Origin of the sequence: Limosilactobacillus coleohominis 101-4-CHN (assembly GCF_000161935.1) — a bacterium.
Taxonomy (GTDB): domain Bacteria; phylum Bacillota; class Bacilli; order Lactobacillales; family Lactobacillaceae; genus Limosilactobacillus; species Limosilactobacillus coleohominis_A.
Genome location: NZ_GG698806.1, coordinates 57,171 through 81,178 on the forward strand (window position 1 = coordinate 57,171; position 24,008 = coordinate 81,178).

Consider the following 24,008-nt stretch of genomic DNA (forward strand, 5'->3'; position numbering starts at 1 on the left):
GAATCATTTCCTCCAACCATGATTTTTCATATCTGAATCTCGTTTCCGCATTTTAGAAACATATGGATTGTGTGCTACATAAAAACGTAAATCTTCCTGGGCATTCGCGCCTTGAGGATTAATTCCCACCCGCGGACTACTCATAATTGCTAAGGGTTCACGTTTGTTAGCAATCCGAATTGTTAATGATGCATTTGCCATTGATTGACCATCTAATTTACGATCGTGAATTCCCAGAGCTTGAACTAATTTACCCGGGCCATTAGTGACATTTGTCCCTCCCATTCCACGATTTCGATTCATTTGTTCAACATTGATCGTTGGCTCCAACGCTCGAATCAGGATTCCTTGCGGTTCTTCAGCACCTTGAACTACCACATCAAAACAATAATGGGAACGGATTTGATAAATATAGATATCACCCGGATTACCATAAAGCGACTCAGTGTAGTCAGTTCGGCGGCCACCATATGCATGAGAAGCTGAGTCACTTTCGCCTAAGTAAGCCTCCGTTTCGACAATCAGACCGCCTAATTGCCCTTGAGGACCATTATAAATTACTTCACGTCCCAATAAATCTTGCGCAATCACAGTTGTTGGCCGGCCAGTAAAAAATCGTTGATAGTCATTCATAGCTCTTTACTCCTTCTTGTATGTATCCTATCATTGATCCCGAGGTGATTAAACATGGAAATTAAAATCGAACGGATTTATACCAAGCCAGTTGACTTAGCCGGTTACCGAATTTTGGTTGATCGTCTATGGCCACGAGGAATTTCTAAAGTAAACGCTCACCTTGATGAATGGATTAAAGAAGTTGGCCCAAGTACCGACCTACGGAAATGGTTTAATCATGACGTTACAAAGTTTGCTGAATTCAAAACCCGCTATTTAGCTGAATTAAAGGATAATCCAGCGTATAATCAATTGCTGGTGACCGTTCGTAAACAACTCAAAGGGCAGAACGTAATTCTCCTCTTTGGTGCTAAAGATACGGAACATAATCAGGCAATTATTCTCCAAGAAAAATTGGAACAAGATTTATAAGAATGCAAATAGGACTCCTCCTCGGCCAAACCGATGAAGAGTCCTATTTTGATATTCAACTTAGTTACCTAACTAGTAACTTGTTGTTTAAAAATCTGTTGTCCCGTTGTCAACAAATCTGCTGATGCCTCGACAGATAAAAACCGTTGGCAGGGAACTTCACTATGACGATCTTTAAACTCCATTGGCTCAGCAGCCACAATCATTACCATTAGATTATTTTCCGTCAGCAATAATTGTCCCGGGTGATGATACTTGCCCTTGGTATGTTTACCAGTCCGCCACGTATGGATTTTAGCCTGTCCGTCAGCACCAGTCTTTAACTGGTAACCTCCAGACCCGTCATTTTCTACTGGTAAACCATAAAATTTCTGCACTGTGTATTGATTTTTCTTACTCATTCTGTAATTACCGTTGCTGGGCAGAGTGCACTCACTAATTGGAAGAAATACCCTTCCGTTAAGGCCTGCGCCCATGTTCCTTTATGTTGATTTTCACCATCAATAATCATCGACAACATGGCCTTGACTAACTTGTCCTGATTAGTCATCATCACGTCGCCAACCGTTTCATGGTTAATTTGTGGAGCAATCTCAGCTGCCCATAACGTTTGACGATATTGTGCATCGTAATCCAAAGATCGCCGAAATCCATCCGCAAATGACCGCATTGTCTGATCATAAATTGGTTGATGCACTTGATCAACATCTTGCCATCTAATATGTCCATCAATCATTTGGCGAAAATAGGTTAGATATTCTGCATAATTCATCCTTATCACCTTCTCCTCTATTATAGCTGGTCTAGATCAATTTGCATAAATAATCTCGATTATTGGAAGATCGTGTTATGATCAACTTAGTATTGATATAAAGAAGGTTAATCGAATGGAAAAATTAGTTACTGCAAGTCAAATGAAACAATTAGATGCCCATACTATTAACGAAATTGGTATTCCTTCCTTAGTGTTGATGGAACGAGCGGCATTGGCAGTGCGGGATGAAATTCTAACCGCATTTCCACTAAACCAAGCGAACGTGGTAGTGGTTGCTGGCAGTGGTAATAATGGCGGTGACGGTCTCGCAGTCGCCCGCCTATTAACCATCGCCGGAAGTCATGTCACCATTCTCAATGCTGGTAATCCCCACCATGCATCTGAAGAACACCAAACCCAAGAAAAGATCTGTCAATACTATCAAATCGCTGAAACAACTGATTTAAGTGTCTTGAAAGATGCTACCCTAATCGTTGATGCCATTTTTGGCATCGGAATTGACCGGGACGTGAAGGGGCATTACGTTGAGATTATTAAAGCCATTAATGATTCTAAAGCACCCGTCGTCGCCGTCGATATGCCATCAGGAATTAATACTGATACTGGCGATGTGATGGGAAGTGCCGTTCGAGCCACCACGACCGTAACCTTTGCTTATAATAAAGTAGGCCTTACAAAAGGCGCTGGTGAGCAGTATGCCGGACGCTTAGTGATAGCTAATGATATGGGAACTTACTAAATAATAAAAAAGGGTTGGTCAAAAACCAACCCTTTTTTATTATTTAGTATTAAGCACGTGACTTGTAAGCACCATCAGCGGTGTTAACGATAATCTTGTCACCGTTCTTAATGAATGCAGGAACTGTGACAACTAAACCGGTATTCAGCGTAGCAGGCTTACCACCACCGTCGATGGTTGCCCCCTTAATTTCTGGTTGGGTGTCCGTAACTTCCAGCGTAACCGTGGCTGGTAATTCAACCCCAACGATTTCACCATTAACGAAGTCCATTTGTACTTCCATATTTTCTTGTAAGTACTTCTTTTCTTCAGTAATGTTGGAGTTTGGAACTTCATATTGTTCATAGTTTTCCAAATCCATGAATACGGAATTGTCGCCTTCTTCGTAAAGGTATTGTGTATTCCGCTTATCAACATTAACTTGTTCAACCTTTTCAGAAGGACGCATCGTGGTGTGCACGATTGATCCAGAACGAACATCCTGAATGTCCATCTGCATTAAAGTATTACCCTTACCTGGTTTGTGGTGGTTAATAGTTAAGACCCGCAGTAACTTATCGCCACGCTTGAAAACCATTCCCTTTTTCAAATCAATTGTTTGAATCATTATAAGTGCTCCTTCACTACGAAATTTCTGTAACCAGCTCACTGATTACAGCATACAAAGTTATTATACCATAGTTTAATGACAGTTTTTAAGTACCCGCTTGCTAACCTACTTTTGATAAATCAAATTTGAAGCTGGAACACGAATTAACGTATATTGTTCGGCGACATGGCCGGCACGGCATCCTAAACCATTTAGTAAATTATTTCGGTACCGAATGGTCATCACCGCTGCAAACGCATGGTTTGTCCGCGCATCTTTCTTCGCCAACTTCTTGCGGTTCCATGGATAAGCTGCTGCTTCAGTACTCAAGTAGTGATCACTATCTGCAATGGAACCATAACGTGAGTTCGTCAGGTTTTTACTGCCCGTTGTCCAATAGGTATAAGAAACCACTGGATGTTTACCACCTTGACTCCGGTTAGCCTTGACATAGTAATAATCATCCTTCACTTGTCCCAATTGCAATGTTTGGTACTTCGTGCTTGTCACTACCTCTTGCGCATCATGATAGTTGACTGGCCGAAAGAATGACAGGTAACTCATTCCCCATAGCCAAGCAACGGCAATTACCAGTAACACCACGTACCGGATAACTAAATTCCCGGTATAGCGTTGACCAGTCTTTGCAATTAACATTAATTGATGTACCCGAATATAGTGGATTACGTAACATAGGAACACTACCGCGCCGATCCACAGTAGCCACCCCAACCAATTCCAAGTCATTGATTCTCTCCATTCCTTGCTTTATCTACTAAGCAATGATGTTTTGTATAGCATTAATTGTACCACAACCGATTTCTTCTTCGCCTTTTTTCACAATAACGGGTATAATGGTAATATTAATGCACCACGCCGTGTGAGATTAAGGAGGATTAACCAATAATGGATGAAGGAAACAACCTTTCAATGGACATTATTAATTACGAAAAAGATCATGATTTAACTGATAATGAAATGGCCTTTGGTAGCCAACTTTCAGTTGAACGGGTTCATGACATTAAATCCCAAGCTAGCGATGCAACTCCTGAAGAGGAAGGACTGTTACGTCGCTTCATGGATTCACACCAATAAAAGTATAAAAATAGCGGGAAATCAAATGATTTCCCGCCTTTTTATTACGCTGGTTCATGAAAGCTAACCGGTAATTGTTGAGGGTCAACTTCTACTTGGGGGTCTTTAATCTTTTTCATTAGTGTATCAATTAATTCATCCGCAATTTGTTCTGTTGGCTGCACAACCGTCGGTAACGATGGCTCAATTTTCCGAATCATCTTCGAACCATCATAGCCCGTGACAATAAAGTCATCATTAATTTTCTTGCCTGCCTGAATAGCAACATTACGAATCTCAAGTGCTTGCAGATCATTTGTAGCGATGACTCCATCATATTTCCCGGGAAATGTCTCAGCGAAGTTAGTCCGTTTTAAATCCAACGGTGTGTAATTAGCGTGATGCTTCGTCAAATAATCGACCGTGCCTTGAACCCGATTTAGCGTTGGTGAAACTGAGGTGTCTTCATCAATCATCACGGCAATGCGCTTGGCCCCATGTTCAATTAAATACTGCGCCGATAATTCACCACCATGATAATTATCACAAGCAACAATTGGAATATTTCCTGCTAAATAACGATCGAAGGACACGACTGTCGATGTAATTTGCTGGTATTCACGAATGCCTAAGTTATGGGAACTGGAAATAATTCCATCCACTTGGTTAGCCATGAGCATTCCCAAATAGTCATGCTCAATTTGTTCATTCTCCGCTGAAGAAGCGATGATTGTTTTATACCCTAAACCAAACAGTCGATACTCTAAATCATTAATCAATTCTGCAAAGAATGGATTAGTGATATTGGGAAAAATCAGTCCAATAAACTTGGACGGTTTGCCTTGCATTGCTCGCGCCAATGCGTTGGGTTGGTAATTTAGTTCACGCATGGCAGCGTGAACTTTAGCGATAGTTTTTTTGCTTAATGATCCATAGTTGTTAATGACCCGCGAAACAGTCGTTACTGAGACGCCAGCAAGGTCTGCCACATCTTTTAATTTTGCAACCATTTTTTATTCTCCCCGGTATTAGTTATTTTATTATAACCTAAATTTTGAGCAAGAGAAAAGGGACTAAGTTAAATAATCTTAGTCCCGCTTTAACAAGTTGGTTACTTTTGTTCCATTACAACTTCATCATTTGCAGTGATGGTGAATGTCTTGTTGGCAGCATCCGCATCCAGAACCGCAACATTCTTACCATCCTTATCCTTACGAGTGATCTTAATGGTCGTTTCAGTTGGTGTTTCAACATCAATTGAACCTTCCAGATCAAAGGCAGCAAACTTGTTCCGCCAAGAAAGCAAATCTAAGAGATTCTTAACGACTTGACGTTGAACTTCTTGAGCAACTTCTTCCTTTGTGTAGTAGTGACGGTTGATATTACGACCTTCTTTAGTTTTTTCAAGCAAGTCAAGGTCGTTGGAACCAGCCAGCAAACCAACGTAGTAAACCATTGGAATACCAGGGGCAAAGATTTGGAATGCCCGGGAAAGTAAGTAAGCTTTATCATCGTCACCTAAAGCAGAGTAGTAAGTAGAATTGATTTGGTAAATATCCAAGTTATTGTACTCTGCACTAGAGTACTTCCGCTTAACGTTGGCACCAACCTTGTACAATTCGTTGGATGCGTAGTCAATTTCATCATCAGTTAAGATATCCTTAGCATTAACTACACCAATTCCATCGTGAGTATCCAGAGTAGTAAATTGCTTCATTGGTGACATCTTCAACCACTTAGCAAGACGGTTTGTCTTACCAGAGTAAAGTGTGTAAAGCGTGGTCATTGGTAAAGTAAAGTCGTAAATGAAGAAATTGTGAGCAGAAATCTTTTGTGGAATCGTGTAGTGTTCATGGATTTCTGGCAAGATAATGGCCTTGTAAGGCGCTAAAATATCTTGAACTTCATTTAAGAGGTCCCAAATTTCTGGTTCCACGAAGAAGTCATTTGTGCCAACCTTCTTAACAGCGTAAGCAAAGGCGTCCAAACGAATCATGTCCGCTCCGTGCTTAACCATATCGATCAGTGTTTCCTTGAAGAATTCATTAGCAACCTTGCTCTTAACGTTGATATCGATCTGTTCTTCACCAAACGTGTTCCAAAGGTGCTCCTTCGTACCATCGTCAAATTCGATTTCTTGTTCAGGTGCCTTATCCTTACGCTTGTAAATTAAGTCGATATCTTCTTTGGTTGGACGGTTCTTACCAGCCTTTTCCCAGAACTTTTCCCAACGAATGAAGAAATCATTGTACTTGGAATCATCATGTTTCTTCTTAAAGTCTTGGTACATTTCAGACTTCTTAGAAATATGGTTGATCATAAAGTCAAACATCAGGTAGTAATCTTCACCTAATGATTCAACGTCACTCCAGTCACCAAAGGCACTGTCGACCACATCATAACGATAAGGGGCAAAGCCACGGTCACCAGTGGATGGGAAAAATGGTAATAAGTGCACACCGCCAATGGCATCACCGATGTACTTGTTTAAGACTTCATGTGTTTCCTTGATGTTTTTACCCATTGAGTCAGAGTAAGTAATCAACATTGCTTTATTTTGAATTGGCATTTTTATTCCTCCATAAAGTTTATCTATAACTATTTAGTAGCTTGACGACGAGTAGCAAAAAAGATGATTGCGGCAATGACCAAGAGACCAATTCCATAAACCAGGAATGGGGCAGCCAGCCCATAACCACTTGTTGGTTGACCCATCAAATGGTTAGTCCATTCTGCAATTGATGGGGAGAAAAATGCCCCAAAGTTAAACCCGATCAAAACCATTGATGTAACCAGTGGCTGACGCTTTGCTGGTGCCAGATTTGGCAACAAATTAAAGATCAATGGCGAAACTAATTGCAGTGGGAACCCAATCAGAAGAAGCCCAATCACCAGGACAACAAAATTAGATCCTGCAAAGTAGAACAAGAAATTAGATACGGCCATTAAACCCAGTCCTAAATAAACCGTTCCAAAGCCGAGGCGCTTTTGAATTGATCCGTAAAACAACCCACCTAACGTGGCACCAATCAGCATTAACGACAAGAAGTTCGATGCCCCAGTGTATTGTGCCCCTTTAATGTTCACGGCCAGTCCTGGGAAACGATTTTCCATTCCCACATAGTCAACAACTAACAAGAAAGCAAACAATACTAGCAGGTAAACAGTCGGGCTCGTCTTTTTTATGTCATCCGTATCGAAATCGTCAACGGTTTCTTCGACTTCTTCTTTAACCTGTTCTTCAACCTTTTCAGCTTTGGCATCATCGGGAACACGTAAACCAAAGAAGATCAAAACAACAAAGGCTAAAGCATAAATTAAGAATGAAGCATGCCAGCCGCTCATGGTTAACAAGAGACCTGCTAAAAATAGCGTAAAGGCTTGACCAATTTGTTCGGCAGCTGCCCGCCAACCAAGCATTTGCGCACGCGTTTCATCTTCGTACCAAACCGAAATCATTGAAATGGCTTGTGAGTTATACAAACCATAACCAGCCCCAAGCAATAAACGAGAACCTAAGATGATTGGGTAACTATGAATATTAAAGAATGGAACCAGTCCCATTACCCCAACGATCGTAACCCCAATCATAATCATTTTCTTGTCTGAAATCTTAAACCATTGTTGTAGCAATGGTGATAAGACAACAAAAATCATTACGGCAAACGATGGTGTCGTTGCTAAATACTCAGACTGGGTCTGAGTAACATTCAAAGATGCCTTCAACTGCGGAAGCGCACTTTGAACAGCATAGGCACTCGTTAACATGAACGAAACTGACAAAAACGCCAATTTCGTCATCATCGAATTCTTATTCTGCATGTTAAAACCTCATAACTCCTTGATTATTAATGGAAAAGCTCATTAATTCACATAAGAATATAGCAATCTTCATGCAAAATGTTAAACGTTTATCAAATATATTTTTAAAGAATTTATTTCCAATCCATTTCTTTATTCATTTGATAAATATAATCATCACATTCTGTTGCTTTTAGACAGTTTACATATTCAATTCGTGGTTATTTTATGACCATCAATTTTTAAGCAAAAATTGATAAAATTCTTTGACCCTTTCTTAAGATAATGCTAAATTTTAGTTGTTTAGAATCTTACGAATTTATTAAGATTCTTAAATTTCTTAATTATTAATCACATCATTATTCAAAGGAGATTTTATTATGACCAATCGGAACGGTGCGGATCAACCACACTACAATAAGATATACCAAAGCGGTCGTAATTGGATGTTTGCAAGTGTTGCTGCATTAACATTGCTGACAGCTGGTGCTACAACTGCTCACGCTGACAGCCAGTCTAATGACACTAATAATCAAAATCCAAACGAAAATACCGCAGCTAATACTCAACAACAAACTAACCAAGTGGCCATTAACGGAAGCACTGGTGATAATCAAGACCAGTCAACAACCAAAAATGATCAACAGACAGCTAACCAAGCTGCAACAGTCGCCGCTAACGTTAACTTTAAGAGTAGCCAAGATAATACTGCTAACAACTCACAAAATAATGTGGACGCGGCTACCAATACTACCCAAACATTTAATGTTCAAAAGAATGTTGCACCAATTTCTGCACAACAGGCAGTGGTCAGCTTAGTCCAAACGCCTGCTGCAAATAATCAAGCGGACATTAGTGCAATTCACTTTAGTAGCAACGCTCACTCTCAGCAATTTATCGAAAGCGTTGCCCCAGGAGCCATTGAAGGCTGGCGGAAGTACGGAGTCTTACCATCCGTTACCGTTGCTCAAGCAATTATCGAAAGTGGTTGGGGACGTTCTGGCTTATCTACTGAAGCCCACAACCTCTTTGGGATTAAAGGGTCATACAATGGGCAATCCGTAGTTATGCGGACACGAGAAGTTTACGGTGGTCGCAGCGTTTACGTTAACGCTAACTTCCGTGCTTATCCAAATAATTCCGCCTCAGTCGAAGACCATGGTAACTTCCTTTACTCCAACAGCCGTTATCGTAACTTATTAGGTGATCGGGACTACGCCAGTGTTGCACGTAAACTTCGCGCTGATGGCTACGCCACTGATCCAAACTACGCTAATGCAATCATTAACATGGTGCAAACATACGGCTTAAACCGTCTAGACACAATTGCCTTTTCAGGTGCACAACCAGTTATTACTAACAAAGGAAACAGCGGTAACAATAACTCATCCGCTTCTGGTTACTACACTGTGCAAAGCGGCGATACCCTTTCTGGAATTGCTAATCAATTTGCAACGACGGTTCAAAATATCGCTCAATTAAATGATATTGCAAACCCAAACCGGATTTATGTTGGTCAACGGCTACTAATTAAGCAACCATCGTCTTCAACTACCACCAATACCCCATCATCCAATACTGGTAACACGGTCGCATCTAGCTACACCGTCCAAAGCGGGGAAAACTTATCAGAAATTGCTGCTAAGTTTGGTACCAACTGGCAGACTCTTGCCCAACTCAACAACCTTTCTAATCCAAACCGGATTTACGTTGGTCAAGTGCTTCGCTTGTCGGCAAACACAGCAGCAAATAACACTACCACGACTTCTAATCAGCAAACTAACCACGCTGATACTTACACTGTCCAAAGCGGCGACAACCTTTCTAAGATTGCCAGTCAATTTGGTACTAATTACGAAAACTTAGCACGACTGAATAACATTACTAATCCAAATCGGATTTACGTTGGCCAGGTACTGCGGATTTCTGGCAACACGAATGTTTCTACATCAACGCAGTCAACAACCACCACTAACAACACCAGTTCTTACACTGTTAAGAGCGGCGATACCCTTTCTGGAATTGCTGCTAAGTTTGGCACGAGCTATGAAGCATTGGCGCAACGCAATAACATCGCCAACCCGAACACAATCTACGTTGGTCAAGTAATCCAGATTTCTGGATCAGTTAATAACAACCGTAGTTACCAATCAACTAACTCTCAAGGTACTTACACCGTTAAGAGTGGCGACACGCTCTCTGGAATCGCTGCTGCCCATGGAACAAGCTGGACAAGCCTTGCTAATAAAAATGGTATCCGCGCACCATATACCATCTATGTTGGTCAACGGATTTCCTTATAATTAGTTAATAGTCAAAACGGTCGAGAAAGTAAATTTTCTCGACCGTTTTCTACATTTTTAGCGATTTCTTTTGAAATTATATAAAAAGAGAATTATAATTTATTTATAGACGATTCGTTTTGGGACTTAGTAAAGGGGTTGGCAACACATGATTAATTATCAACTTTCTAATTTAGGTGACTTAAATCAAGTTAGTTCACTTTTTAAAATTTTAGGTCACCCCAAGCGACTTCAATTACTCTACTTGTTAATTCAACATTCAATGACTGTCTCACAAATCAGTACTGCTTTGAATTGGGAACAATCAGCCGTTTCTCATCAACTGCAGTTACTGAAACGACACAATTGTGTAAGCTATGAACGTCACGGTAAACAAATTATCTACAAACTAGATAATCCAACCGTTATGACTCTGATTGCGGACGCAGTCGGTGGCATCAACGATTTCTAGTTCGCTAGTGTTCTGCCATATGTTCATGCACCAGTCGGCTAATTGCTAACGCACTTTCGTTCGTTTTACTAATGGTAATGAACGTATCATTCCCTGCTAACGTTCCAACAATCTCTGTTAAATCACTATCGTCTAACATCCCTGCTAATACAGTCGCATAACTAGAGTTAGGGGTTGTCTTAATCACGTTCATAAATTGGACTGTCGTACATGATTCAACGCTATCGTGAATTGCATCATACAACCGTTGATGCTTATCTTCATTATCTACATGCAATTGTGCATAGTAAGTTTTGCCATGCTGATCACTAACTTTAACAATATTCAATGCATGAATATCCCGTGAAACGGTCGCTTGAGTTGCAGTGACTCCATTCGCTTCTAAAAGTTTTAATAATTGTTCCTGAGTACTTACATGGTGCGTATTAATAATTTCTAGAAGTAATTTGCGACGGTCACGGTGATTCATGATATTCATTCTCCCTTTTGTATAATCATTCAGATTATTTTTATATTAACTCATTTTATCCAAAAAAAGAAGAGGCCGTTGTTTAAAACGAACCTCTTCTTTTTGGTTAAATTAGTTATTTTTGCTTCTGCTTACTCAAAGTTGAATGGTTAATTCCATAAACAAAGTAAATTACCAATCCTGCCAGGAACCAAAATCCTGCATAAAGTTTGGCATCGCCACTAAGTCCGAGAAAAACCATCAATGCTGCCAAGAATCCAAGAAATGGCATCACAGGATAAAATGGCATCTTAAAATCAGGATCCTTAATATCTTTTCCTTCCCGTTGCCGCAAAGCATAAATTCCCAAGCAAACAAACATGAAGGAAATCAAAGTCCCGGCGGAAATCAATTGTGAAAGGAAGGCAAATGGTAAGAAAGCACCAATCAAAACCGCACCACAAGTTAAAACAAGTAAAGCGTGGTTGGGACGGTTCTTAGCATCTAATTTACCAAGCCATTTTGGTAACATCCCATCTCGACCAAAGGAATAAATCAGCCGTGACCCAGCAAGTGTCATTCCGATTAAAGCAGTAAACATTCCTACCACAGCAATGGTTTGAACAACGACTGCAACCATCGGATGATTAATCGCACGGAGGGCCATACCAACTGGTTCAGCTGAATTGGCGTACTTAGCATATGGCATTACACCAATCAGAACGACACTAACTGCTACAAAGAGCACCACAGCAATCAAGAGCGAACCAAGAATTCCTCGTGGCATCGTTTTTTGGGGATTAACTGCTTCAGCTGAGTTAGCAGCAATCGAATCAAATCCAATATATGACAGGAAAATCATTGAAACCCCCGCATAGATTCCCTGCCAACCACCAAACGCGCCGTTGGCCGTCATCCGGTGTTTAGGAACGAATGGCACAAAGTTAGCTTTTTGCACCGCAAACGCCCCAACAACTACGAACAGCAGAATGGCGAACACCTTGAGAATAACCAGCAGATTTTCAACCCGAGCTGCTCCTGATACCCCCTGCGCAATCAAGAGAGCAACTGCGATAATAACAATCACCGAAACTAAGTCGACAATCCCGCCATTATTACCAAAGGTATTTGATAAGCTATTCGGTAGTTTCACACCAAATTGGGCAATCAATGCCCGAAAGTTGGCAGATAGTCCGGAACCAACAAAGGCCAATGCAATAAAGTATTCAGCCAATAGTGCCCAGCCGGCGATCCAACCAAAAAATTCACCAAAGATAACGTTAATCCATGAATAGGCGGAACCAGCAAATGGCATTGCCGCTGACATTTCAGCATATGCAAAGGCCACCAAACCAGCCACTACCGCAGCCAGAATAAATGAGATAATCACCGCTGGACCCGCATGTTGGGCTGCCACTTCACCTGGCAGTGTAAAAATTGAAGCAGATACAATTGTTCCAACCCCGAGTCCTAGAAAATCGCGAACCCGCAGTGTTCGGGCAAGGTGAGCATCCTTAATCTCATAGGTACTCGGATCTTCCTTCATCGTCATTCTCTTCCAAATACTCATACACATCTCTCCCCTGTATATTTCACGGAAGCATTGGCTTCCAAGCGTGATTTATGATAGAAATCTTATTTAATTCTAATAATTTTACCATTATTTACTATTAACCGCAATTTAAAAAGCCCTGAATTTTTTAATTCAAGGCTTTTTCTTATTCAGCGGCAAGTGCTTCAATTGGATTCAATTTGGCTGCTCTCCTAGCAGGCAATAGTGCTGCAAGGAAAGAAATGATTAATGCTGCAAGAAATGCGAAAATCACGTTTCCAAACGTTAGTTGAACGATATTAAACTTAATCAATCCATAAAAGGCACTATTAATCCCCCACGTTGCTAACAAAGTAATCACGAGGGCAAGGACAGCCGCAAAAAGACCAATTAAGATAGATTCGGAAGTAAATAGGCGTCGAATATCAACCTTTCGTTCCCCAAGAGCGCGTAAAATACCGATTTCCTTCGTCCGCTCTGATACTGACATGTACATCGTCACAATAATCATCAATGCAGAGACTAGTAGTGAAATTGCAGCAACACCTGCCAAAATACTGGAAGCTAACTTAACGTAGCTATTAATCCGTTTCAACATTGAACCAACAGTAATGGTGCCAAAGACACGGCGATTTTGTGAACGAAGGGCATCAATCCGATCAGCAACCGTCTGAACTTGATCTAGACTAGCTGCTTTGACCGCCAGGAAGTTTGGCCGCTTATCGGCATTTTTGTCCTTCAGCGCTTGATATACCGTTTCATAATTAATTGCGGAGCCGCCGGCAGTCGCACTATCTACCAGTCCTACAACCTTCACCGGTACTTGCACCGCGACCGGTTGTCCCTGCTGGTTAATCCAATTAAAGGTTAAATTCAATTTTTTACCAACAATTTTGCGATAACGTTTTGCACCCATCATTTGAGCAGCTTCTTGCTTGCCAATAACCATCTCTCCCCGACGCGGTTCATGACCGTGTTTGATGGAATCAGCCTTATCATTAGCATTCCAAGTACTGAGTGCCGTTCCACTTTGAACTTTGCCCGTTTTAGCTACTTCCAAACGGTACGTTGGTAACGTATAGCCTTTTTCAACTTTTTGCACACCGGATAGCTTATCAAGCCGTCTAATCTGACCTTCGTCAATCATCCCTGCCTGAGGATCACCGGCCATGTTTTGGAAGGTCTCCATTAGTTCCTGTTGATTCATTTTCCGACCAGTTGTGTTTTTCAACACTTGAATGACCCGCGGATTGGCAACTGAGTTGATTTGTTGCTGGATATACCGATTAACCCCGTTGCCAAGACCACTGAAAATCATAACCGCAAATAAACCAATGGCGACCCCAACCATAATGAGGGAGTTGCGCCAGAAATTATACATTAAATGCTTAAACGAGAATTCATAACTAGCGTGAGCAGGCAGTTTCTGCGTTTGAATATGGGTAGGATCATCAGGAATCTGGTAAGCAGGCTTTAATCGCTCATCCTGATCAATTTTCCCATCCGCCATATGAACAATCCGCGTCCCGTGATTAGCCACTTCAGATGAGTGCGTTACTGCAATCACTAGTTTGCCATCCTTAGCAATCTCATCCATTAGCGCTAGCACTTCCTGAGTATTCTTAGAATCTAATGCCCCGGTTGGCTCATCAGCAATTATAATTTGTGGGTCACTAGCTAACGCCCGCGCAATCGCGACCCGCTGCTTCTGTCCTCCAGAAAGATGCTTGGGGTATTTATGAATTTGATCAGTTAACCCAACCTTAGTTAGCAACTCTTCTGCTCGTTGCTTTTTCTCAGCCGATGAAAGAGTGGTCATATCTAATGAAACTAATACATTATCCAAAACTGTTAAATGGGGGATTAAATTATATGATTGATAAATATGTCCAATTGTCGAGCGTCGATACTCATCTAACTGTTTTTCGTTGCGATGATCAAGCAGCTCCCCGTTCACTTTTACTTGACCTTTAAATTCACGATCAAGACCACCAACAATGTTCATTAAAGTTGATTTCCCACCACCGGACTCTCCTAAAATGGATACGAACTCGCCCTTTTCAAAAGAAAGACTGATGCCCTTGAGCACGGGAAATTCATTATTTCCCAGGAAATATGATTTAAAAATGTCGTTTAATTCTAAAAACGCCATGTACGCACCTCACCTTTCATGTCGTTCCTACTTAGTTTGTTTTATTTTACCATCATTAATTTCAAAAATGCGATCGGCATATTTACGTAAGCGCAAGTCATGAGTAACCACGATCACCGTTTTATTTTTCTGCCTGGCGAGGCGTTGAAATTCTTGGCCAACCGCCGCTCCACGTTCACTATCTAAGGCTGCGGTTGGTTCATCCGCCAACACTAGCGACGGATTAGTATACAGTGCTCTCGCTATCGCTACCCGTTGATTCTGGCCACCAGATAACTGATCCGGATACTGATTCTTTAACTGAAAAATATCAAGCTCGTGCATCAGCTGATCTAATTCTTTCTGATCGAGATTACCATTCGGCTTCACACGGTCAACCAATTGAAATTGTTCCGCAACCGTTAGGTACGGAAGCAGATTATAGGACTGCAGAATAAAGCCAATTTTATTTAAACGCAGGCGTTCAAGTTCGCGATTGTTCATATCCTGAATATCTTGGCCGTCAATTAACACTTGCCCTGAACTAGGTTGTCTCAATCCACCAGCAATTGTCAGGAAGGTACTCTTTCCCGAACCAGACGGGCCTAAGATCAGGGTTAGTTCACCAGCTTGAGCTTGAAAATTAATGGCAGATAACGCTTGGACTTGCCCAATTCCCGTACCAAAAGTCCGATTAACATTTTTTAATTCAATTGTTGCCATCATCTATCCTCCTAAATCGCATCTAATGGATCGATCTTGGTGATAATGCGAACTGGCAATAGTGCACCAATCGTTCCTAAAACAATTAAGCTCAAACCAATCAGCAAGGTTAATGGCCAATTAATAAGTAGTGGCACTGCTGATGGGATAACTAATGCGGTCCCCAAGGTCAGGAATAAACCAATTAAGACACCAGCAATCATCAGCAACGTCGCTTCAGCAAAGGTTGCCCGAATTAACGTCGAAACCGGGATCCCTTGGGCCCTTAAAACAGCATACTCTGGTAATTTCTGCATTGTTAAAATATAAAGAAAGACAGCAATCACAATTAATGAAATTACCATCAAAAAACCAATCATAAATAGGAACGTGGTGTTTTGAGCTGCATAACCTGGCAGCTTTTGAATAAACTGGTTTGCCGTATATTTTTTCAATTGCGGATGGCGGTGGGCTGTTAATGATCGGTCAGCAAAAATTCCACTTGCCACAAATTGATTCCCCATCCCCTTTAATTCTTGCCAAGTTGACAACGAACCAATGGCCAATGGTGAAATATTCAATTTAGCATTCTTCACAAAACCAACAACCCTGTAGGAAGTAGATTGGTCTGCCAGCTTAACTTGATCACCAACTTGGTACCCTTTATCACGAAGGGAAGTATCTAGAACAATCTCATTTGTTTTAGTCGGTTTATGGCCAGTCGTCAATTGTAATTTATGACGATACAGGTACTGCTCCTGAGAAATTCCCATAAACTGAATTGATTGTTTGTCTTGGTGACGAACAGTGGCCTTTTTTAGGACAACTGGAACCGTCCCAACCAACGCTTCGTGATCACCTAACTTTCTGGTTTGCTGATTAGTAAGCATTGATTGACTGAGATTATCATTGGCATCCCGATTGAGGTAAACTGTCTCAGTGTTCCAGGCACGGATCGCCGCTGTATTTTGATTAGCTAATCCGAGCATTAATCCCGTTAACATAAACATAAGATAGCCAATTAACGTAACCATCCCGATAATCAAACCGTAGTGGAGTTTATTATGCTTAATTTCACGAATTGCTAAAAACATCGCTATCCTCCTATGATCCCAACTAACGCTGCTCCGAGTCGTTGGATAATCGCCTGTTGATCTCCTGGATTCAGCAAACATTCCTGAATCGTTTGGTGACATAGCACCATGATTGCCCACTGCTTTGCATCCAGTCGCTCCAGCTGTTGGTACTTGATCCCCTGAGCAACTAAAAAGCCCTCATTTGATTCATAATAATTCTTTAAAAATGCTGCATAGTCACTTTGCTGGATCCGTTTCATTAACGTTTCGATCATCGCTTCGTGGTCATAGGCCCGCCCGATCTGCTGAACTAACCTTTCCGGATGCAAATCTAAATCCTTGATGACGGTCATTAATAACCACTGATGAGCATCCACCAAATCTGCAAAGTACTTATAAAAGGTCCCCCGAGCAACACCAGCAGTCTTAACAATGCGGGCTACTTGCGCAGTTGCCAAGGGATAAGTGCTAAGCTCCTTTAATAAAGCTGTTTTGATGTTCTGTTTTTTCTGGCTAGAAAGATGCTGAAAAGTTTCTGTTGGCATAAATTTCTCCTGAAACAATTTTAGTGACATGGTGTCACCATCTAATTTAGATTAATCATACCAGTCCAGTGACACCGTGTCAATTTAGACAAAAAATCAGACCGAGCTTTACACTCGGTCTGATTTTCTACTAATGGGATCTAAATGAGAGTTAGGCTTCTTCGCCGCCAACCTTAACGATTGCCTTAGAAACCTTACCTAACTTACCACTAACAAAGTCTTCCACACCGTTTAAGTCTAATTCGTGCGAGAAGAGTGGCAGTGGGTCAACAGTACCAGAAGCCAATAAGGCAATTGAATCTTCAAAAGTGTATGGGTTAATGAATGCCCCTTGAATAGTTAATTGCTTCTTGAAGACATCGTAAGTGTTTACTGAGAACTTATCATCTGGGTTCCCAACACCAAACATCAGAACTTGTGCACCCTTGGCTGCGGCGTCTAATGCTTGTTCTTGAGTAGCTGGTAAACCAACTGCTTCAACAACAATGTCAAAGCTGTCTGCAGGAATTTCTTCCTTAGTAGTGTTAATGGTCTTTACACCAAAATGTTTACGGTTGTTAGCTAATTTGTCATCAGAACGACCAGCTAAAGTAACTTCGTGAATACCACGAGCCTTCAAAATTTGGGCAAATAATTGACCTTCAAAACCATCACCTAATACTAATGCCTTTTGGTATGGGTGAGTTTCCAATAGGTCAACCCCGTGCATTGCGCAAGAAATTGGTTCAACAACGGCTGCGGCCTTTAATGAAACATCATCAGGAATTGGGTAAACAACCTTAGCTGGAGCAGTGAAGTATTCTTCAAAACCACCATCACGAGTAACACCGACTGCATCCAAGTGTTCACACAATTCTGGACGTTGCGTCCGGCAGTATTCACATTGACCACAGTAGATGTTAGGGTCAACAGTTACCCGGTCACCTGGTTTAACGTTCGTAACGGCTGCACCAACTTTGGTAACCACCCCTGAGTTTTCATGACCTAAAACGATTGGTGGAACAGCTGATGCTGAACCTGGTAATCCAGCATAAAGTGCCTTATCAGTTCCACAAATACCTGCATAGGCAGTGTGAACCAAGACTTCATCTGGCTTAATTTCAGGAACTTCGTAGTCTTCAACCTTAAGTTCTTTCTTACCTTCTAAAACTAATGCCTTCATTAGTAATACCTCTCTTGTGAATAGTTTAATTTACTCCGTCAGTATACGAAAAAACGGTCTCAATTGTCAAACGATTATCATAACTTCTCCTAATTAATTCTCATCAAAAATCATCATTTCAAAATTGAATTAGCAAGTGGATCCCAAAATTCCGAAAAAGCCCGGTGATATTGCCCAAAAATCGGCATTTTCCATTGCGTTACTTTATTTTTTATGCTAACCTAACAAAGGTGTTCAAATAGATTAATATTTAATGTGGACATACTTTATTAGCATACGAAAGAAAGGAAGGATTTGGCGTGGCAAACACAAAAAATCAACACCGTAAACATAAATTGATTGAATATGCGAACGGTAAATCTCTTGAGGAAATCAATGGTACCGTTGAAGTTCCTCATGGCAAAGGTTTTTGGCGGACCTTATTCGCCTACTCAGGACCCGGCGCACTAGTTGCCGTTGGTTATATGGATCCTGGTAACTGGTCAACATCTATTACCGGTGGTCAAAGCTTCCAATATACATTAATGACGACCATCCTGATTTCAAGTTTGATTGCGATGTTACTGCAAAACATGGCGGCTAAACTTGGTATCGTAAGTCAAATGGACCTCGCGCAGGCCATTCGGGCTCGTACAGGGAAGGCCTTAGGAGTTCTCCTCTGGATCATGACCGAGTTTGCCATTATGGCAACGGATATTGCAGAAGTTATTGGGGCGGCAATTGCATTGAACTTGTTATTCCATATTCCATTAGTCCCAGCGGTTTTCATTACGGTTCTTGACGTATTAGTCCTTTTACTGTTAACCAAGATCGGTTTCCGGAAAATCGAAGCGATTGTTGCTTGTTTAATTTTGGTAATTCTCTTTGTCTTCGCCTATGAAGTTGCCCTTTCTAAACCAGTTTGGGGTAGCGCCTTCATGGGATTGATCCCTTCTGAAAAGGCGATTGCCAAGGGACCAATTGTTGGTGGAATTTCACCATTAACGGGTTCCCTGGGGATCATCGGGGCTACGGTTATGCCACATAACCTGTACCTTCACTCCGCAATTTCACAAACTCGGAAGCTGGACCACACAAATGTTGATGATATTCGTCAAACGGTCCGCTTCTCAATGTGGGATTCCAACATTCAATTAAGTCTGGCCTTTGTAGTCAACGCCTTGCTTTTAATCATGGGGGTTGCGGTATTCAAGAGTGGCGCCGTTGAAGATAGTTCATTCTTCGGTCTGTACGACGCTCTGAACAACACTTCCATGTTAAGTAACCCAATCTTAATTGGTGTTGCCAAGTCTGGAATTCTTTCAACTCTATTTGCGGTCGCCCTCTTGGCTTCCGGTCAAAACTCCACCATTACTGGGACCTTAACTGGTCAAGTTATCATGGAAGGATTTGTCCACATGAAGATGCCATTATGGGCACGGCGGTTAATTACCCGTTTGATTTCCGTTATTCCTGTCTTGGTCTGTGTCGCCTTGACCGCTCGGGAATCAGAAAACCAACAACACACCGCATTAAACTTGCTGATGGAAAACTCACAAGTCTTCCTGGCATTTGCTCTACCATTCTCCATGCTGCCACTATTATTAATGACCAATAGTGAAACAGAAATGGGTGAATTCCGGAATCATGTGATTACCCGGATTTTGGGATGGATTTCCGTCTTAGCATTAACGTTCTTAAACCTTTACAACCTTCCACAAACTTATGAAGGTTTTGGAATTTGGAACAAAGCGACCTCAGATACATTGGCATGGATTACGATTGTTATCATCCTTGCCCTGCTGATTTGGACTTGTGTTGAAATGGTCATTGGTGACCGGCGCTTTGCCGCAGAACACAAGAAGCACACTTGGAAAACTAAGCCAGCAGAAGAAAATTAATTATACTAAAGTCATGGTTTTTACCATGACTTTTTATTTTAGAAAATTTCTATTCTAGTCAATGATGTTTGCAAACTACTTCAATTCCGAATTAAAGTTGATTATTGGCTTAGAATGATTATAATAAAGGTGTAAATAAGAATTATTCTAATTTAAAGGAGCGGGGATCAATGAATTTAGTAAACCAAGAAATTGATGATTTTAAAGTTAATGCTTATTACAATGGTGAATTAACCACCGTGGCAAAGAATGATGTTTTAGGTAAATGGAGCATTTTCTTCTTCTACCCTGCCGACTTCTCCTTTGTTTGTCCAACCGAATTGGAAGCCTTGCAGGCCCATTATGATGACTTTAAGAACGCCAATGCTGAAATCTATTCAATTTCTGAAGATACCGAGTTTGTCCACAAAGCGTGGGCAGATGCTTCACCAAAAATTGCCCAAATCAAATATCACATGTTGGCAGATCCAGCTGGAAAATTAGCGCGGATGTTTGATGTTCTCAATGAAGAAAGCGGTCAGGCTTACCGAGGTGTCTTCATTGTGGATCCTGATGGCAAAGTTCAATCCGCTACGATTAATAACATGGGAATCGGTCGGAGTGCCGATGAAATTTTACGGACCCTGCAAGCAGCACAGTTTGTACGTCAGCACGGTGATCAGGTATGCCCAGTCAATTGGCATCCTGGTGATGAAACTTTGAAACCTGGCCTAGACTTAGTCGGTAAACTTTAAAATTTTGGAAGAAACGATAACGAATTATTTTTCGTTATCGTTTTTATCATTTTATTAACAATCTGCTGGAGTTGGGTATCGTTACGCGGTTAATGGTATAATGTCAGAAAGAATCCTTGGTATCGGCATTTGCCGAACCAAATTGAGGTGAGAGAATTGGATAATAATAACAATCACGACCAAGAAAAACATTTAAGTCGCGTTGAATTATACGACACCCCGAAAAGTCGGAAAAAACCTAAACGCAGTTTATTTAGCCGCAAAAGTAAGCAAGCTAACGCCACTGGTCCAATCAGTGATACCCAGGCTGAAAGCAATGTCAATCGCACTAGCCGAACTAACCTTAAAAAAGCTGGACAACCAAAGCGACCGAAAAAACCACGTGGTAAAAAGAACGGACGGATTTACAAGATTGTTCTTGGCATTCTATTAGGGATTTTGGCAATCATGATTATCATCTTTGCCATCCGGCAGCAAAATCCGGTAAACAACGACACCGATACCACGGTTTCATCATCAAGTTCTTCGAGTTCTTCTCATAAGCGTCACCACCGTCGTCATCGTTCTTCATCGATTGATGATGATGATAATCAAGCTACTTATGAGATCCAAACGCCACGATCAAATACCACCACGACAACCGGTGGCAATAATCAGACGAACCAAAATAGTGCTTCGCAGAACACGAATGACAACCAGCAATCAAACACGAATCAGCAACAAAATAGTCAGCAAAGCAATAATGGCGCTAATACTAATAATGGTGGTTCTAATAATAACGGTGGTCAATCTAATACCAGTACTAACAATGGCACAACCAACCAATAAATATTAGAAAATTTTCATTTTATCCTTGACACTAAAATTTGACTCGCATATAATCAGCAGTAATTAAAGGACAAGCCCTATTACCTCCCTATCCAGAGAGTGATTCATTAGTGGAAGAATCATTAGTGATGGTAATGGCGGTACCACCTTTATAACTACCCTCCGAAATAAGGAGGAGCGGGTCGTGTCCGTTACCACACCTTTGAGAGAATATTATTAGATATTCTGAAGATGGGTGGAACCACGCTGATTATGTTAACCAACGTCCCTAGGATCGTTAATTCGGTCCTGGGGACGTTTTTTATTTACACAAAGGAGAGATTTAGATGGCACAAGTTGCAGTAATGTCACCAAACGGTGAAGTTAATAAAATCGATAAGGACTCAGCAGAAAGTGCTGCAGCCCTTCGTCAAATGGCTGCTTTGATGTTAAAGGCAGTATTGGCGGACAAGTATGATGGTATTCGTTTAGGCGATGCCGTTGCCGAAGATGACCAATTCTGGGTTGATTCTGACAAGGATGACCAACAAGTTTCCGCAGACGAACTGGAAGGCTTAGAAGCTGATATTAAGAAGCTGGCTAAGAACGACGCTAAGGTTGAATTCGTTGAACGTGACGTCAACGACGCCCTCGCTGACGTTAAGAATGACAAGTTCTCAACCGAACTCATCAACGACCATGCTAAAAATGGTAAGGTCGCAATGTACAATCTTGGCAACGCCTATGCTGTTGCTGAAGCACCAATTCTGGTTTATGGTGACGTGGTTAAAAACTTCAAGTTGCTTTCCGTTGCTGGTGCATACTGGAAGGGCATGTCATCCAACCCAATGCTTCAACGGATTTACGGGACTGCTTTCTATAAGAAGGATGACCTGGCAGAAGATCTTAAGAAGCGTCAAGAAGCTAAGGAACGTGACCACCGGGTAATTGGTAATCAATTGGATCTCTTCTTCGTTGATCCAAAAGTTGGTGCTGGTTTGCCATACTGGCTGCCAAAGGGTGCTGCAATTCGGCGGACAATCGAACGTTACATCATTGATCGTGAAGTTGCAGACGGTTACGAACATGTTTACACTCCAGTATTAATGAACCTGGATGCCTACAAGACTTCTGGTCACTGGGAACACTACCGTGACGACATGTTCCCACCAATGGACATGGGTGACGGTGAAATGCTTGAATTACGGCCAATGAACTGTCCAAGCCATATTCAGGTTTACAAGCACCACCTTCGTTCATACCGTGACCTGCCATTACGGATTGCCGAATTAGGGATGATGCACCGTTACGAAAAGTCTGGTGCCCTTTCCGGGTTACAACGAGTGCGTGAAATGACGTTGAATGACGGTCACACTTTCGTCGCTCTTGATCAAATTCGTTCAGAATTCGCCAAGATTTTGAAGTTAATCATGAGTGTCTACAAAGACTTTGACATTACTGATTACAGCTTCCGACTTTCATTACGTGATCCAAAGAACGTCAAGAAGTATTATGCTAACGATGAGATGTGGGAAAAGTCCCAATCCATGTTGAAGCAAGCCATGGATGACTTAAGCCTCGACTACTACGAAGCCGAAGGTGAAGCTGCATTCTACGGTCCAAAGCTGGATATTCAAACTAAGACGGCCCTTGGCAACGACGAAACGATGTCCACAATCCAACTGGACTTCATGCTCCCAGAACGGTTTGGCCTGACTTATGTTGGTAAAGATGGTCAAGAACACATGCCAGTTATGATTCACCGTGGGGTAGTTGGAACTATGGAACGGTTCGTTGCCTACCTGACCGAAATTTACAAGGGTGCCTTCCCTACTTGGTTAGCTCCTGAACAAGTCCACATTATCCCAGTTTCAGACGACAAGCATGGTGATTACGCTGACCAACTTGGTGCCGAATTACGTGCCGCTAAGATTCGGGTTAACGTCGACCACCGGAACGAAAAGATGGGTTACAAGATTCGGGAAGCCCAAACGCAAAAGGTTCCGTACACGCTGGTTGTTGGGGACGATGAAATGGCTAACGGTTCCGTTTCTGTTCGAAAATACGGTGAAAAGGAACAAAATAGCATGAGCAAGCAAGACTTTATGGATGAATTACTTGCTGACATCGCTTCTTACTCCCGCGCTAAATAATATTCGCTTTACTTGATAACAACAAAACCGGCCTCATGA

24 protein-coding genes are annotated in these 24,008 nt (G+C 41.6%); 9 read left to right on the forward strand and 15 right to left on the reverse strand.

What is annotated here, in order from left to right; genetic code table 11:
• Positions 1 to 3: 3 nt before the first annotated feature.
• Positions 4 to 633, reverse strand: coding sequence for a DNA-3-methyladenine glycosylase (locus HMPREF0501_RS07595; RefSeq protein WP_006917418.1), 630 nt, complete (start codon positions 631 to 633; stop codon positions 4 to 6).
• 54 nt (positions 634 to 687) lie between these two features.
• On the opposite strand from HMPREF0501_RS07595, the gene HMPREF0501_RS07600 reads away from it, so the two are divergent.
• Complete coding sequence (locus HMPREF0501_RS07600) at positions 688 to 1,047, forward strand: DUF488 domain-containing protein (protein WP_006917419.1); 360 nt, start codon at positions 688 to 690, stop codon at positions 1,045 to 1,047.
• Positions 1,048 to 1,115: 68 nt separating this feature from the next.
• Here HMPREF0501_RS07600 and HMPREF0501_RS07605 read toward each other — a convergent pair whose 3' ends face one another.
• Together HMPREF0501_RS07605 and HMPREF0501_RS07610 are read right to left on the reverse strand one after the other, a co-directional pair.
• Complete coding sequence (locus HMPREF0501_RS07605; protein ID WP_006917420.1) at positions 1,116 to 1,448, reverse strand: hypothetical protein; 333 nt, start codon at positions 1,446 to 1,448, stop codon at positions 1,116 to 1,118.
• Positions 1,445 to 1,819, reverse strand: coding sequence for a hypothetical protein (locus HMPREF0501_RS07610; RefSeq protein WP_050755777.1), 375 nt, complete (start codon positions 1,817 to 1,819; stop codon positions 1,445 to 1,447). The genes HMPREF0501_RS07605 and HMPREF0501_RS07610 overlap by 4 nt, the downstream gene beginning before the upstream one ends.
• 115 nt (positions 1,820 to 1,934) lie before the next feature.
• On the opposite strand from HMPREF0501_RS07610, the gene HMPREF0501_RS07615 reads away from it, so the two are divergent.
• Positions 1,935 to 2,561, forward strand: coding sequence for an NAD(P)H-hydrate epimerase (locus HMPREF0501_RS07615; RefSeq protein WP_006917422.1), 627 nt, complete (start codon positions 1,935 to 1,937; stop codon positions 2,559 to 2,561).
• Between the two features lie 49 nt (positions 2,562 to 2,610).
• Here the strand turns inward: HMPREF0501_RS07615 and efp are convergent, their stop codons facing one another.
• The gene (efp, locus tag HMPREF0501_RS07620; RefSeq protein ID WP_006917423.1) at positions 2,611 to 3,168 is read right to left on the reverse strand and encodes an elongation factor P; all 558 of its coding nucleotides are present in this window, start codon (positions 3,166 to 3,168) and stop codon (positions 2,611 to 2,613) included.
• 108 nt (positions 3,169 to 3,276) lie between these two features.
• Positions 3,277 to 3,897, reverse strand: a complete 621-nt coding sequence (locus HMPREF0501_RS07625) for an LVIS_2131 family protein (RefSeq protein ID WP_006917424.1) — start codon at positions 3,895 to 3,897, stop codon at positions 3,277 to 3,279.
• Positions 3,898 to 4,056: 159 nt separating this feature from the next.
• Between HMPREF0501_RS07625 and HMPREF0501_RS07630 the strand changes: the two genes are divergently transcribed.
• A complete protein-coding gene (locus tag HMPREF0501_RS07630; protein ID WP_006917425.1) occupies positions 4,057 to 4,245 on the forward strand; it encodes an LBP_cg2779 family protein in 189 nt (62 codons plus the stop codon).
• 44 nt (positions 4,246 to 4,289) lie between these two features.
• Here HMPREF0501_RS07630 and HMPREF0501_RS07635 read toward each other — a convergent pair whose 3' ends face one another.
• From HMPREF0501_RS07635 to HMPREF0501_RS07645, 3 genes are all read right to left on the reverse strand, one after another.
• Positions 4,290 to 5,234 carry a LacI family DNA-binding transcriptional regulator gene (locus tag HMPREF0501_RS07635; RefSeq protein WP_006917426.1) on the reverse strand — a complete coding sequence of 315 codons (945 nt, stop codon included), beginning with the start codon at positions 5,232 to 5,234 and terminating at the stop codon, positions 4,290 to 4,292.
• A 101-nt stretch (positions 5,235 to 5,335) separates the two neighbouring features.
• Positions 5,336 to 6,793: a sucrose phosphorylase gene (gene gtfA / locus HMPREF0501_RS07640; protein ID WP_006917427.1), complete on the reverse strand. Its 1,458-nt coding sequence runs from the start codon at positions 6,791 to 6,793 to the stop codon at positions 5,336 to 5,338.
• Between the two features lie 29 nt (positions 6,794 to 6,822).
• Entirely contained in the window at positions 6,823 to 8,046 is a 1,224-nt protein-coding gene (locus HMPREF0501_RS07645; RefSeq protein ID WP_006917428.1) for an MFS transporter, read from the reverse strand.
• Between the two features lie 359 nt (positions 8,047 to 8,405).
• Between HMPREF0501_RS07645 and HMPREF0501_RS07650 the strand changes: the two genes are divergently transcribed.
• Together HMPREF0501_RS07650 and HMPREF0501_RS07655 are read left to right on the forward strand one after the other, a co-directional pair.
• The gene (locus HMPREF0501_RS07650) at positions 8,406 to 10,328 is read left to right on the forward strand and encodes a LysM peptidoglycan-binding domain-containing protein (protein WP_040456198.1); all 1,923 of its coding nucleotides are present in this window, start codon (positions 8,406 to 8,408) and stop codon (positions 10,326 to 10,328) included.
• 148 nt (positions 10,329 to 10,476) lie between these two features.
• Complete coding sequence (locus tag HMPREF0501_RS07655) at positions 10,477 to 10,779, forward strand: ArsR/SmtB family transcription factor (protein WP_006917430.1); 303 nt, start codon at positions 10,477 to 10,479, stop codon at positions 10,777 to 10,779.
• 4 nt (positions 10,780 to 10,783) lie between these two features.
• On the opposite strand, the gene HMPREF0501_RS07660 is transcribed toward HMPREF0501_RS07655, so the two are convergent.
• The 7 genes from HMPREF0501_RS07660 to HMPREF0501_RS07690 all read right to left on the reverse strand — a co-directional run bounded on the left by HMPREF0501_RS07660 (position 10,784) and on the right by HMPREF0501_RS07690 (position 18,395).
• Complete coding sequence (locus HMPREF0501_RS07660; RefSeq protein WP_006917431.1) at positions 10,784 to 11,248, reverse strand: arginine repressor; 465 nt, start codon at positions 11,246 to 11,248, stop codon at positions 10,784 to 10,786.
• A 115-nt stretch (positions 11,249 to 11,363) separates the two neighbouring features.
• Positions 11,364 to 12,797 carry an APC family permease gene (locus tag HMPREF0501_RS07665; protein WP_040456201.1) on the reverse strand — a complete coding sequence of 478 codons (1,434 nt, stop codon included), beginning with the start codon at positions 12,795 to 12,797 and terminating at the stop codon, positions 11,364 to 11,366.
• A 148-nt stretch (positions 12,798 to 12,945) separates the two neighbouring features.
• Positions 12,946 to 14,931 carry an ABC transporter ATP-binding protein/permease gene (locus HMPREF0501_RS07670; RefSeq protein ID WP_006917434.1) on the reverse strand — a complete coding sequence of 662 codons (1,986 nt, stop codon included), beginning with the start codon at positions 14,929 to 14,931 and terminating at the stop codon, positions 12,946 to 12,948.
• Between the two features lie 27 nt (positions 14,932 to 14,958).
• On the reverse strand, positions 14,959 to 15,633 hold the full coding sequence (locus HMPREF0501_RS07675; RefSeq protein ID WP_040456203.1) for an ABC transporter ATP-binding protein: 675 nt from the start codon (positions 15,631 to 15,633) through the stop codon (positions 14,959 to 14,961).
• A gap of 11 nt (positions 15,634 to 15,644) precedes the next feature.
• Positions 15,645 to 16,706 carry an ABC transporter permease gene (locus tag HMPREF0501_RS07680; protein WP_006917436.1) on the reverse strand — a complete coding sequence of 354 codons (1,062 nt, stop codon included), beginning with the start codon at positions 16,704 to 16,706 and terminating at the stop codon, positions 15,645 to 15,647.
• A gap of 2 nt (positions 16,707 to 16,708) precedes the next feature.
• Positions 16,709 to 17,233, reverse strand: coding sequence for a TetR/AcrR family transcriptional regulator (locus HMPREF0501_RS07685; RefSeq protein ID WP_006917437.1), 525 nt, complete (start codon positions 17,231 to 17,233; stop codon positions 16,709 to 16,711).
• A 151-nt stretch (positions 17,234 to 17,384) separates the two neighbouring features.
• Entirely contained in the window at positions 17,385 to 18,395 is a 1,011-nt protein-coding gene (locus tag HMPREF0501_RS07690; RefSeq protein WP_006917438.1) for a zinc-dependent alcohol dehydrogenase family protein, read from the reverse strand.
• A gap of 299 nt (positions 18,396 to 18,694) precedes the next feature.
• On the opposite strand from HMPREF0501_RS07690, the gene HMPREF0501_RS07695 reads away from it, so the two are divergent.
• The 4 genes from HMPREF0501_RS07695 to thrS all read left to right on the forward strand — a co-directional run bounded on the left by HMPREF0501_RS07695 (position 18,695) and on the right by thrS (position 23,969).
• Positions 18,695 to 20,275, forward strand: coding sequence for an Nramp family divalent metal transporter (locus HMPREF0501_RS07695; protein WP_006917439.1), 1,581 nt, complete (start codon positions 18,695 to 18,697; stop codon positions 20,273 to 20,275).
• Between the two features lie 170 nt (positions 20,276 to 20,445).
• On the forward strand, positions 20,446 to 21,009 hold the full coding sequence (gene ahpC, locus HMPREF0501_RS07700; RefSeq protein WP_006917440.1) for an alkyl hydroperoxide reductase subunit C: 564 nt from the start codon (positions 20,446 to 20,448) through the stop codon (positions 21,007 to 21,009).
• A gap of 156 nt (positions 21,010 to 21,165) precedes the next feature.
• The gene (locus tag HMPREF0501_RS07705) at positions 21,166 to 21,837 is read left to right on the forward strand and encodes a hypothetical protein (RefSeq protein ID WP_050755778.1); all 672 of its coding nucleotides are present in this window, start codon (positions 21,166 to 21,168) and stop codon (positions 21,835 to 21,837) included.
• Between the two features lie 326 nt (positions 21,838 to 22,163).
• Complete coding sequence (gene thrS, locus HMPREF0501_RS07710) at positions 22,164 to 23,969, forward strand: threonine--tRNA ligase (RefSeq protein WP_006917442.1); 1,806 nt, start codon at positions 22,164 to 22,166, stop codon at positions 23,967 to 23,969.
• Positions 23,970 to 24,008 lie beyond the last annotated feature (39 nt).